General features: G+C 56.1%; 9 protein-coding genes and 1 pseudogene. 3 read left to right on the top strand and 7 right to left on the bottom strand.

The genetic code is table 11. The features are described 5' to 3' along the window. Positions 1 to 8: 8 nt before the first annotated feature. The 4 genes and pseudogenes from NGM06_RS23840 to NGM06_RS23830 all read right to left on the bottom strand — a co-directional run bounded on the left by NGM06_RS23840 (position 9) and on the right by NGM06_RS23830 (position 5,224). Complete coding sequence (locus NGM06_RS23840; protein ID WP_248653150.1) at positions 9 to 3,815, bottom strand: helicase-related protein; 3,807 nt, start codon at positions 3,813 to 3,815, stop codon at positions 9 to 11. 81 nt (positions 3,816 to 3,896) lie between these two features. Continuing rightward, positions 3,897 to 4,091 (bottom strand): DUF8139 family protein, encoded by a 195-nt coding sequence (locus NGM06_RS24580; RefSeq protein WP_465260990.1) that lies wholly within the window; start codon positions 4,089 to 4,091, stop codon positions 3,897 to 3,899. Between the two features lie 103 nt (positions 4,092 to 4,194). Then, positions 4,195 to 4,586 (bottom strand): annotated as a pseudogene (locus NGM06_RS23835) (PIN domain-containing protein); the annotation flags it as partial. Positions 4,587 to 4,624: 38 nt separating this feature from the next. Continuing rightward, entirely contained in the window at positions 4,625 to 5,224 is a 600-nt protein-coding gene (locus NGM06_RS23830; protein WP_248653152.1) for a DUF7437 domain-containing protein, read from the bottom strand. Between the two features lie 189 nt (positions 5,225 to 5,413). On the opposite strand from NGM06_RS23830, the gene NGM06_RS23825 reads away from it, so the two are divergent. Further along, a complete protein-coding gene (locus tag NGM06_RS23825) occupies positions 5,414 to 6,370 on the top strand; it encodes a hypothetical protein (RefSeq protein WP_248653153.1) in 957 nt (318 codons plus the stop codon). 50 nt (positions 6,371 to 6,420) lie between these two features. Here NGM06_RS23825 and NGM06_RS23820 read toward each other — a convergent pair whose 3' ends face one another. Further along, a complete protein-coding gene (locus tag NGM06_RS23820; RefSeq protein ID WP_248653154.1) occupies positions 6,421 to 6,870 on the bottom strand; it encodes a hypothetical protein in 450 nt (149 codons plus the stop codon). A 555-nt stretch (positions 6,871 to 7,425) separates the two neighbouring features. Here NGM06_RS23820 and NGM06_RS23815 point away from each other — a divergent pair. Then, positions 7,426 to 8,304: a hypothetical protein gene (locus NGM06_RS23815; RefSeq protein ID WP_248653155.1), complete on the top strand. Its 879-nt coding sequence runs from the start codon at positions 7,426 to 7,428 to the stop codon at positions 8,302 to 8,304. A 144-nt stretch (positions 8,305 to 8,448) separates the two neighbouring features. After that, on the top strand, positions 8,449 to 8,640 hold the full coding sequence (locus NGM06_RS23810; protein WP_248653156.1) for a hypothetical protein: 192 nt from the start codon (positions 8,449 to 8,451) through the stop codon (positions 8,638 to 8,640). A 53-nt stretch (positions 8,641 to 8,693) separates the two neighbouring features. Here NGM06_RS23810 and NGM06_RS23805 read toward each other — a convergent pair whose 3' ends face one another. Then, positions 8,694 to 9,968 carry a phage NrS-1 polymerase family protein gene (locus NGM06_RS23805; RefSeq protein ID WP_248653157.1) on the bottom strand — a complete coding sequence of 425 codons (1,275 nt, stop codon included), beginning with the start codon at positions 9,966 to 9,968 and terminating at the stop codon, positions 8,694 to 8,696. Positions 9,969 to 10,322: 354 nt separating this feature from the next. Then, positions 10,323 to 12,674 carry a type IV secretory system conjugative DNA transfer family protein gene (locus NGM06_RS23800; RefSeq protein ID WP_254270792.1) on the bottom strand — a complete coding sequence of 784 codons (2,352 nt, stop codon included), beginning with the start codon at positions 12,672 to 12,674 and terminating at the stop codon, positions 10,323 to 10,325. Positions 12,675 to 12,744 lie beyond the last annotated feature (70 nt).

The following is a 12,744-nucleotide window of genomic DNA, read 5'->3' as shown; positions in this document are numbered from 1 at the left end:
CTCCCGAATCACTGTCCGACAACCCCCCAGCATACGAGCTTCGCTTGTACATCACTCTCTCCCATCAGTTTTGTCTGATATTCAGTAGAGGCTTCGACGTTCTCTTCTAAGAACTCCTCAAGCTGACTGAGGAACTCCACGGTCGGCCACTCTGGGAAGGAGTCGTACTGCTCGTTCTGGCGAAAGATCTCCCGTAGAATTCGGTCTTCATCTGTGTTCGCCAGCTTTACCTCCTGTAGCCGCTCTTCGATGCCGTTAGCCCATTCTCCTATTGTTTCGAACTCTTCGACAGGAGCCGGCTCATCACCGTGATTCGGCTGAACGTAGTGACTGATGAAATCGAGGATCGTCTCCTGTTCCTTCGAGAAGGCCTCTCCCTGTTTGAAAGCACCCTCAACTTGGCCTTCTCGAATCACCTCAAGACGCTCGTCAAGCACTGCTTGAATTTCACCGCGATTCGATAACACCGTATCTGGATTTCCGGTAATCGGTTCGCCGTCAACTGAAGGGTCGATGTTGAGCGTGCTCACGGGCCGCTCTTTGACCTCGTCGGCGAAGGGCTTGTAGTAGAAAGCACGACGGACGCGACCAAGCGGGGACTCGTGGTCATCATCGTCGAACCAGAGGTGGGCAAGGGCGAACACGCCCGGACGAGGACCGGCATCGTGGTCAGTTACATTCGTGTAGAGGAACTCCCGTTCTTCGGGCGGGTCATCGAAGAAGTCCTCAGCGTACTCGAAGTCTTCCGCGGTCAGGTCGTAGTCCTCGTTTAGTTCTCGCTTCAGAAGGTACCGTTCGAACGCAGCGTGTTCATTGCTCCCCGCATTGCGGAGGAGCGGATTCTTGCTCGTGTCGTCGAGTTCATTCACGTCGTCAATTTCACGGGACTTTTGGAGGGAGTCTTCGATCTCGTCCACCTGTAATTCCCCGATTGTCTTCTCCGTGTCTACACCTGTCTTTTCGAGAATCTGGTCTTCGTTCGGATCGAGGATGTTGTTCTCCTTTCCGACGATGAGCGCGATATCGTTGATCTTTGCCTGCAGGCGTTTCAGGAGCTTGATCGCCGCCTCAATGTCGCCGTCCGGGTAGAAGTTGTGGACGTGTTTCTCAGCGGTACTCCCAATCCGGTCGACTCGCCCGACACGCTGGACAATCCTCATCGGGTTCCACGGCAGGTCATAATTGACCACCACATGAACGTCCTGAAGATTAACCCCTTCACTCAGCGTGTCAGTGGCCACTACGTACTGTAGCTCTGAATCCCCCGACTCGGCAAGCGTTTGCTGGTAGCCTGACGCCTCGGGGGCAAAGCGTTGAATGATGTCCTGTTTATTCTCGTCGCCACCCTTGACGACGGCACTATTCGCCTCGGTGAGTGGTGAGTCCGCGTTGTCACAGAGGGTTCGATAGACGTAGTCTGCAGTTGCCCGATACTGAGTGAAGATGAGCACTTTCTGGTCGTGATCAGTGAGGACATCTGCAAGCCGGTCGATCTTCGGGTCGCGGAACTCGCGGAGTGAAAAGACGGCCTCGTAAAAGTCGCGTGTGGCGGGGTCGACTTCGCTCAGATCACTATTCGGGTAGAGAATCGGATTCATCTCTTCTTCAGGAATATCTGGGAGGACACCAGCGTCGTGTTCAGCGAGCCATTGGCGCGTGGAGACCGCATAATCGCTCACATCACCCGCATCACGGGCGACATCACCGATGAACTGCGAGAGGAAATACGAGAGAAGGGTGAGGTCCTCCCTGATGTACGTCTTCACCTCGCCGATGGTGGCGTCTACCAGTTCATCTCCCTCGGTATCAGTTCCTTCTTCCGATTGAATAGCGGTGGTATCGAAACCGAATTCTTCGAGTGTTTGTTCGAGATCTTCAGCAGCGTCCGCTCCTTCGACAAAGTCACCGAGTTCAGAGTCCTCTCCCTTCTGAACAGTTCGGAGCATATCGATGTTTTCGTTTTCGGGGAGTTCACCAAGAAGGCCGAGAAGCTGGCGTTCACTCTGATGCAGCGTCTCGATCGACTGGACGAACGCGTACGTTGATGACTCAAGCCGTTTGAGGAGGTTCAGCTTGTAGAGGGCTTTCAGCGTGCTCCCCGCTTTCGGGTTTTTGACTGTGATGTGGGGAAGGTGGAGGGCGTCCATCACGTCGGGGAGCATCCGATATACTGGCTGGTAGGCCGCCGGCAGAGAGTACTGTTGCTTGTTGAGTTTCGGCGGCTTGAAGCTCATCTCGAAGTCTTCGCTGTCCTGAATCTGGTCTTTGACGTGCTTGCGCGTCCGAAGAACCATCACTTCGTTCAGGATATTCGATATCTCAGAGGAGTGTCGCTGGAGCTGTTCAGTAATTTCCTGCTGTTCGTCGTCGCCAACCTCCTCTTTCCCGGCCGCGATGCGTTTTCGCGTCTCCGAGAGTTCGATGTATTCGTCGAACGCATCGAAGTCGAGTGATGCCTTGTTCCGAAGTTCCTCCGGGCTGGTGAACAAGCTGATGAGGTTTTTCAGGTCGGTGGCACTGTTATTGATCGGGGTCGCGGTCAGCATGATCATCGTCTTTCCGCGGAGCTGCCTCAGATTCGCGTGTCGTCGCGTCCCCTTGTAGTCGTCATCGTGGCCCGGGTTCGGTCGCCACTTCCCGTAGTTCCGAAACCGGTGAGCCTCGTCGATAAGCAGGACATCGAACTCATCTTTGAGGTCCTGGACCTCGTCGTAGGAGAGATTTTGGAACTTACTGATACTTATCACGTCAAGGTGCGTGCCGTCCACCTCTAACCCGAAGTATGGATTGCCGTCTTCGTCAGTGTCGTTCTCGAGTAGGTCTTCCCACTGATCAGTCAGGTTGGCCGGGACTATGAGGAGACAATGGTCGCCACGTTGGCGGTAGTCGTGGAGAAGTTCACCGCCAATAAATGATTTCCCCAGACCGACCGAGTCGGAGACGATGCACCCGTTGAACTGTGAGAGCTTTTCCTTTGCACTCTCGTACCCGAGCTTCTGGAAGTAGTACAGTGGGCTGTCACGGATGTTGACGTTCCCACTCAGTTCGTCGTAGGCGAGCAACTTGTAGAGCTCGAACGGTTCCAAATAAGTCCCCAACTTCTCGGATGACGTTTCCTTGTCGGACTCGTCCTCCTGCTGTTCCTTCCAGTCCTGGTACTCCTCGCTGTTCTCGATGATTCGGATAATCTCCTCACTGAACTCCTCAGCGTTGGCCCACTGGTTGTCGTACCACTCCTCAAACGCTTTGGCCTTGTGTCGATCCTGACTCGTGAGGTTCAGTTCGATATTGTTCTGGTGGCCGCTCTTGGTGAAGTTCGAGGAGCCAACAACGGTAGCGCATGGGCGGGTGTCTTCCTCCTCGTCTTGTCCCCAATCTTCGTTATCTTCGAGTGGCGCTCGAAATGATGCACCCTTTGCGTGGAAGTAACCGTTTTCAGGATTTCGCACACGGACGCTCACCTCGCCTTCGGCGATGAAGTCTCGTAGCCGGTCTAGTCGCCCGATCTGAGCGTTATTCAGCTCCGAGATGCTTTCTCTCACTTCTCTTTTGAGTTCCTCTTTGAGATTCTGCCCCTCACCGATTTCGTCAGCAGTTCCCCTATTCGTCTGACGACCCATCAAGATCCGAAGCGGAGCGTGGCCAAGATCGTCGGGATCAGCCAGTTTCTCAAGGTCTTCCCGGTAGAGGTCGAATCCTGAGAGATAAAAGTATCCAGTTGCGATACGGCCCTCCTCGATCTGGGGAATAATCCGCTTGTAAGCGTCTTCTACTGTCCTGTTGGCATTATCGACAAGCGGAGGAAGCGAGAGCATCGTAATGCCGAGATGTATTCAGTACGTTAACTTAGTATTTAGTGACCTTGGACTACAGAGGTGTCTCCATACGATGGCCAATCAAACTGGCCGAAAATCCCGGCGGCGGACGTCAATGGTGTTACTATTAGCGATTTCAACTCGGAAAGGATGCCCCTCCCGTTGATTACCAGTTACAGTTCCTGCATCGTCTGAGATGATCTCAACGACTGTTCCTTGATGTCCATGGAGGTGCTCGTAATCTAAATCTGTCTCGTCGGGGCTTTCGAGTATCATGAACCTCGTATCGAGGAACGCTGGCCTGTCAACGGTCGCCCGTCCGAAGATCCTCAATGAACCGGAAGCCGTTCACGAACGTTACCGAGTCCTCGTAGCCCTCACTCGCGAGCACGGCCTCGGCCCCTCGCCGGCGAGGGTGTCGGTCGTGTAGATGTACACCTCGGTCGCTACCCCACTACTGAGGTGCTTGGCTGCCAACGCGGCAAGGGCAGGATCAGCCCGCTCGACCTCGTCTGCTGGGCGGTCGTCGGCGTTCGCGATGTACCGCTGGACGCCATCCATCACCCGTGAGACGATTGGCTCTGAGAACTTGAGCGGCGGCGCAACCGTCGCCCACTCTTCCTTGATTGCCGCGTTGACGGGCGGCGTTTCGACGTCGGAGTCGTCGACGGTCAACTCCTCGTACACGCGTTCGGGCAGGACGTAGGTGACGTCGTTGCGGCGGGCGAACCGGCGGACAGCCTGGTACCGACTGTTCGATGGCTGGCCCATCGCGACGAACAGGCCAGTGTCGGCGATATGGAGCGTGCTCACGTATCGTCAACTGCGTCGCCGTCGTCAATATCCAACTCGTCGAGTGATGCTCCCGACGCTTCGATATCGTAGTGCTCGTGAACGACGGATCGGAGCGCCTGGAGGATGATCTCGGCGGCCAGCGGCGAGATGTCGAGGTCCTCGGCCATCAGCCGGTGGGTCACCTCGCCCCGCTCTCTAGCAACCGCATAGGTGAGCGCCGTCGCAAGCCCAGCGACACCGTGGCGGTCGATGTAGGTGTCGATGTCGGCGTCCGTCTCTCGGCGGCCGACGGCGTCGATCAGCGCCGGCGTGATTGTGTACTCGCGGTCGCCAGCGGCTGTCGTCACGGTCAGGTCGATTTCGCAGGCGGCGTACCGCTGGGGCTGCTCGTCGTGAGTGACTTCGATGACGCCAGCGTCGACAAGTCGATTAACGTAGCTGTATGCGGTGCCCTGTGCGAGTTCAAGGTCGTCCATCATGTTCTGGACAGTGGCCTCGCCTTCATGAGCGAGATACGCGTACAGTTGGGCTAACTGTGGCTCTTCGAGGAGGTCCGCGACCAAGAGGAAGTCCCGGACAACGTCGCCACCGGCCTGGTTCGAGGTACGTGACATAGCGCTTCTTGATTACAGTTTACAGCGAAACAGTAAAGAGTGTTTGGATCACTCCACACCGTGACGAGATGCTTCTTGAAGTTGCGTGTCCAGTACGTCGCCAACCCGCCCAGACATGCTGACGCGCGCTACACGCTTCTCGGTGCGGCCGACACAAAGTTTTTCCAGCATCTCCGAGGAATCACGACTATGCGCCGCCGCGCCCTCCTCGCGACCGCCGCCACGTCTCTTCCCGCAATCGTCGCTGGCTGCACTAGTTCCGGCGGATTCAGTAGGAGCAACGCCGTCGCGGAAGCCTCCACAGCGCGACTTGAACTAACGACGATTACTGACGCAGAACTCCCGACAAAGGTACTCTATACAGTCCGCCCTGCCGAAGGCGACGACGCGACTGCCCAACTGTTTGATTCGATTCTTGACGGCGGCGCGACAACCAAGGGGACACGTCCACCACTCCCCGAACAACAACATATCGCCTACCAAGAGGGCGTCTACGAATTGTCCTATGACATAATCGAGGAAACCCCTGCCACGAGGTACTCCGTGAAAGTGGATATCGTCACAGACTCAGTAACTGAGTCGGAAGCCATTCAGTTCGCTGATCTCCCCGAGGTCGACCAGAATGAGTTTGCCGCTCACGGGCTCGCGGATGGTGATCCGGTCGGTATCGGGACAACATTCCTCTATACGGACGCCGAACGCGAACAATCTGTCCTCGTCCCGGAGTCAGAGTACTCGTACATCACCTGGGACGACGGTACCGAAGCCGAATGGATCGTCGACGACGCCTACGACACGACCCTGAACACCTATCGGTACACTGCCAAACAGGTGGCGACGGCCGCCGATTACGGCCGACAAATGCGTGAGCGGTTAGTGTTCGCACTCGGGGAGCTTCCGGAAGCCCAGCAGGACATCGTCGAGACGGCGATTACAGAGGGGCAGTACATTGTCGGCCCCGACGAGACGCCGTCTGATGCGCTTGTGGCGCTCGCCAATCAGTTTCGCGGCCACGAACAGGCTCACAGACTCGACGAAGACGGCGAGGGTGATCTGAGTGGCCCGTATCTGGTTCAGTACCAAGGTGACGTATACTGGACGACGCTCGTCGTCCAGCGCGACGCGTTTCAGACGACGGCAGGCTAAACAAGAGGCCGCTTCGGGGAGTAGGAGCCATAACAATGGAAGTCTAGTGGCTACTCGTTTGAGGTCGAGTGAATGTACTGCCACAACCAGCGGGGTTTGATGGATTGAATATCCCCGATAAGCTTGTCCCAGGGGTGGTCACCCCAGAATGCACGGCTGTAGGTATCGGGGACGTCCATAGTCTCACTAACGAGGAGGAGAGAGCCATAGAGGTCGTAGTCGGGAAGGAATGCGGTGTCCTTCCATCGGTAGCGTGGTTGAACATGGCCAAGTGCTCGCCATGGGAGTGTTGCTTGGAGGGCTGAAAGTTCGTCGGTGGTGACGCCAAGGTCACGGATAGCTGCTGGCGTAATGCCGCCGTGGCGGGTGCCATGCGCAAGCACTCCTGCAAGGAGTGCATTCGCTCGCTGTCTCATTGCAGCATGGGCAACTGCATTGTCATCGTCGTCCAGTTCTTGAGCGAGTTGGGTGAGCGCTCGAACCGAGACGGCTCGATCCATTCCTTCCTGGAGGTAGGGATGGTGCCAAGTTGGGGAGTCAAAGCAATGCTGGTAGGCATGGAGGAGTTCGGAGGCGAGTACGGAGTACGCTCTCGGCACAGGGAGTCGGCCGGTACTAATACCGATGTGGCCTGTGCGAGCAGCATATCGCGCCCCAATCCACCCCAACATGAGTGACGTCGGTGGGTCACTACTCATGAGCCGCAGATGCTCTTGCCGGGATACATCATAGACGAGATGGTCGCGCCACTGGTCGCGATATGATGTTGAGTCCACAGCAAAGAGATCGTCGTAGATATAGGTGAGTTCTCGAAAGCACCGATGGAGACCAGTCTCACTCGCAAGAGGGCTATCACTGTCGTACTGGAGATGCTCGGACAATGGTGGGTGATCCGGGAATTGAGTTCGATACTCCGTAATGGCGTCAGCACACGTCGTGTGGAGTTGCGTCAGAAAGTTCTCCGCATTCATCCGATGGTATCGAACGAAGGCTTGTTCAGTATTTATAGGTACTCCATCAACACTTTCTAATCAACCAGGGGAGAACCCTCAGATATGCCCTCCCAAGACGCTCCTTCCACCCAAAAGCAGGCACTCGTCACTGCCCTTCAATGGGGCTTAATCCAGACTTTCGTTCTTGATACACTCGGCCGTCTCCTCCGAAACTATTACCGTGCAACGACGGATGCCTTCTTGCCACCAAACTGGGTAACGTCGATTCAATTCGCAGCTCCGCTGGGTCTCCTCGTCGGCGGCATCGGCGGATACCGCTGGGTGACGAGCAACCGAGCTTCAACATCAGCCTCAGCACATCGAAACCGCGTTATCTTCGTCGGATCGCTTCTTGCTGGTTGGGCGCTCGCCATCGTCCCAACAATGGCGTTCCAGTGGCTCCTTGGAGATTGGCTGTTTTCGATGCCATATTTCGTCCTTCCGACCCTGACAGCAATCTCCGTTTTCGTCGGGTCGTACCTGCTTGCCTATCGAGTCGAGACCGCGTGGTACCGCCGTCACCGACCTCGACTTCTAGGCGCAGTCAAAGGGGCATTTGCTGGACTGCTGGTTGGCTTCATCGGTTTCATCGCGTACGGTGGATATCTCGCTGCGACGCAGACCAGCTACAGTCTTAGTGGTGGCCCGGGGATCGTCACGGCCGTGTGTCTCGGTGCAATTGCCGGCTACATGCTAACCGACACGGAACGTGGCGGGGATCGATCTGCAGAGTTTGTCGGTCTCCTGATTGTATCTCTTCTCGCGTTCAGCCTACTGTTGACTCTCGGGATGGTTGCATTCAATGCAGTCGGAGTGTCTCCATTCGGGTTTAGTTCGTCGTTCATTTGGCCTCTTATTCCGCTTGTCTTGGCGCTCGGAGTGGCTAGTTACCTAGCGTACGGGGTTCAGACAACATTCTACCGACGATTCGTTGGTCGATAGTCGACGACGCAATCTTTCTACTAACTACCGAGGCAACGAGTCCAAACCGAAGGTTCGGTCGGACCCCACTGGTCTATTTGATGGCGTCCGATATATCGAATGATGCCGAGTTCACGGAGGCCCCTGAGCACAAGCGAGCAGGCTGTGCTCGACCACCTCGACACGTATATCGAGACCACGGCAGATGAGGAGCGTATCTCACACGCAGACGCCGTCACGTACCTCAGTGAGCAAGGAATCAACCGTGCCGACGCCCGTGAGCTTGTCGAACAACTGTTATTGAAAGGATATCTGTACGAGGTCGGCGACAGACTCCGTATTCCACCTCGCATCTAACCGCTTGCAGTCTGCGTCCGTGGCTTACCAGACTGACGACCCTCTACGAACACCTACGAGTCAGGGTCGTTTCCGAACAACCGCTTCGTCCGCCCCCAGACAGACTCCGACTGTGACTCCTCCTCGTCTGAGCTCCCACTACCAACACGCTCCTCGTGAGTCTGATCCGTCGCTTGCTCACGTTCCGCAAGTTCAGTCGTGAGCCGCTCAACATCTGCTTCAAGTTCGTCGGTGCGCTCGTTCTTCCATTCGAGAAGCGTCTCTAGCTCCTCGACACGGTCGGCCAACAGCCGATTCTTCTCAGTAAGATACGCCCGACTACGGTCCAATTCGCCACGGCTACTATCTACCGAGGAGTCCCTAGTCGAGGCCGAGTCCCGAGTCTGTTCCTCTCTCGGTTCTGGGTCGTAGAACGCTGAGGTATTCTGTACTGCTCGCTCAATCGTCTTCTCCCCGTATGTTGAACCGTCGGCGTAGTGGACTTCATCCCATTTCTCACGAAGTAATCCCGACTGGCGAAATAGATCGTCCATCCTCGTTTGGTCGCCACCAGTCCAGAACGCCAGTAGATTACAGAGTGCCATATCAGCTTCCGACTGACTATCGTACCCACCCGTATTCCCGTTCCAGAGACGCTCGAACTTTGCGCCATTCGACGCATTCATCGCCTTCTCCAGTAACTCCTCGTCCTTGAGGTCAACGTCAACCTTACTCGGTCCATTAGTCGTAGAGTCCTCGTCAGCGCGCTCACGCTGGTCAGGTTCGGCCTCCGAACTGTCGATGGTGTCTTGGACGTATTCACGGTGGACGGCCGTGAGCGCGTCCTGCCGCCGTGCAACCCGCGTCGGTGTCTCCTCGACACGGTCGCCGGTGACGGTGAAAAACCGCGCCGTATCGTACAACTCGAAACTCCCACGCCGATTCCGGCCCTCAGGGAGGTCGCCTTTAATCAGCACGTGGTAGCCAGTTCCGGATGGTGAAACCTCTGTATACGAGTCGAGACGCTCGATGATGTCGTGTGCCGCATCGTCGGCATCTCCCGTTTCGGGATCCCGGCAGTCGTCGAGGTCCACTCCCACAATCGGATCATCGTCAGTAAAAACGAACCCGACGCCATCAGCATTCCCCGATTCAACGTAGTCAAACGCGGTTTCGAAGTCCGTCCATGTCTCCGAATCCGTTGAGGACGCGAACCCACCCGACCCAGGGGTTACTGGAATCTTCGTCGCCTTCCCATCCCGTTGCTCCTCCTTCCAGCACACCCACTGCTCGCGCTCACACAACTCATCCGGAAGCACCAATACCTCAACTAGTGACTCAGAATCCATACTCATCCCTCCTTGTATAATTCTCTTGGAACATCACACACCCACTATCACGATAATGACAAAACAGTTCTCGACGAGCAGGCTGACGGTTACCCTGTCCAACGGGTGCAACCCGTTCTATATTAGTTGGTCTTTGGCCGGGTATTTGCATGGACAGCGCCCCCGTCATGCGATTTTTCGTGGACAGTCGTGTCCATGCAACATCCTTGGCCGTCCAGTCTGCATGGACAGGGAGCGTAAAAGGCCGAGTCTGCTCGCTTTGAGGCTTGTATTGCAGTATTTCGTCGGCTAGCTTCTGTCGAATGAGGGAGGTGGCTAAGCCACCCGCTGGTTGTATCATGTATTTGGTTGATTTCATTGACCGAGTAGTGTCTCGGCCTCTTGTGTCAGCGTGATTCCAACGTAGAACTGCACACGCTCACCGTCCACTCGCGACCGATCAGTATCGAATTCAATGACGTTTCGAAGCTTCCGAGTGAACCATCCCTTGTTCGTCCCATCGATATCGTGCTGGTCCGTCCAATTAGAATACGCTTGAAACAGGTCATCCTGTGGAACCCTGGCCTCGTCCACTTGCCGAACATACATTGCTGTGAACGCTTCAACACCGTCCTCACTCGGATCGATTTCCACCGACTCAGCAGGTGGTTGGGAATCAATGTCCTCAGGGGAGGAGGTTTCTTCACTCTGAGCGGAGTTCTCAGACTGCTCCGAATCTTCAGTTGAAGTGTCTGGCCATAGTTCGTCAGGATTCTCCGAGAGCGCATACGTCTCCCCTTGCTGGAAGACCGTTGGATTGCCGTCTGCTGGCAGAATCAGAACAACGTAGCTATCTCGGGGAATCTCCGCCTCCGGCAGTTCGTCACTCGGGATGAATGGTCGCTTGATTGGCGTCCACTCCGCCTCGAACTCGTCTTTCGAGTCGTATGTCTGTGTTGCGCCGGGTTTGTGGACGGTGTACTGCCCGGTTTCTCGGTCATGACTGTAGTAAGCCGGAACCATGTCTTTCGAGAGTGTCCCTTCGTCGGACATATGAGCAAACTCCGTCTCGCCGTCAGAGAGTACGCGCTCGTCACCATCACGAGTCCAGACTGTCCGGTTCGTGTCGGAGGTGCGTGGTCGGACTGCAGTTACGCCACCATGTGCTGTCGCGCCACCGCCGAACGTCACGACCTCGTCGCAGTTGTAGAACTGCTCGGTACCGTCTGCGCGCTCACGAAGTGGCGGTGAGAGAATGTTCTCAACCCGTGACGCCCACTTCGTCTCCGAGTCACCCGGTCGAACGACAAAAATTGGAATCCGGTCTGCTTCGTGGGCGCGCTTGAGGTTCTGCAAGACCTTCACGGGGCGATCCGGTGTTGTGGTCTCAGCTTCGATGTTGAATACGGCGTCGTGGTCCGGATGGGTTGCGACGGCGTCGGGTTGTTCACTCCCGTCCTGTTCGACAACCTCGACACTAAACCCGCGCTCAGTAAGCGCTTCCTCAGTATCGACAAGGACTGCATCGTGAGTTTCACCGCCCGCAGATCGAACGGATCCAGTCTCCGGTTCGACCATTGTCTCGCCGTCCTCAGTGAGGCGGACTACGATATCGTCGTCCTGCAACTCGACTTCCATTAGTCCAGAGGCATCTCGTACGTCGGGCAAGTCCTCGGGCGCATATTCGATATCGGCGTCCTGATTGTCGAGGCGAACCGCGAGTTCGTCGTCCACGACGGTGACGTCCACCCAGCCGTTTTCTGTGCGGACACCCGCTCGAATCTGGACTGCGCGAATCGCCTCCGCCATCGTCTTGTCCAGTATCCGCGTCGGATTCGCCGCTTCATTCGAGTCGCTATAGATGAGGTTCTGCATAATTTCGGCGTCAGTCAACGGGTCCGTCCCATAGCGTTCGAGGCTCTCCTCGATGATGTCGTCAACCGCTTCTGGCGACCGAAGCGGTGGGTATGGCGCGAACGAATTGAGCAGAACTGGTTCGGAGTAGCGACCACCGCTGAGAGGGAGTTTCGTCCATGCTTTGTACTGGTCAGTCGATATGAGGTCCTCGGCCGTGTAATCACGGAACCGCTTCATCAACAGACGAGCGTCGTCCACGCTGTTCACTGAGAACGCGATGAGATTGTCGCAGTTATTCTGCACTGCTTCGAGCGTCTCTTCTTCGAACTGCGATGGATACTGGGACGCCAGCGTCACGGAGAGACGCATCGAGCGAGCGCGAGCGAGCATCGACTCGATGTCGAGGTTGTCGCTAGCGATCTCGTCGAACTCGTCAACAAGCACAAAGTAGGGGGATGGGTCGCGGTCAAGTTCGTACGAGCGGCGTTGAATCGCACTCCAGAGATTCCGCATCACCCCGAGCGTGATCATCTTCTTAATGTCCGTGTTCTCGACAGGCGTGCGAACGATGACGATGCGGTCGTTGTCGATGATATTGCGGAAATCGATGGTACTCTCACGGTGGGCGATAATCCGCCGGATAACCGAGTTCTCGACCCACGATTTAATCCGCTTCAGGATTGGTCGCACCGTCTCGTCCTCCATCTTCGCGATTTCGATGCAGAATTCACGCACGTAGGGGTCCTCAACGTTCGCCGCGAATTCCTCGCGGCGCTCGGCGTTCAACAGCGTGAAATACAGATCAATCACCGAGAATGGCTTCTCGGACTGCATCATCGCTCGACCCATCGACTCGGTGATCGACTCCATGTTGATACCCCAGTACTCGTCGGTATCGAAAATCGCCTTCAGATTCTCGATCCGGCTCTCGATCTCGTTC

Source organism: Halorussus aquaticus, assembly GCF_024218795.1.
Classification (GTDB): Archaea; Halobacteriota; Halobacteria; order Halobacteriales; family Haladaptataceae; genus Halorussus; species Halorussus aquaticus.
This window is presented reverse-complemented; position numbering and strand designations above follow the sequence as displayed.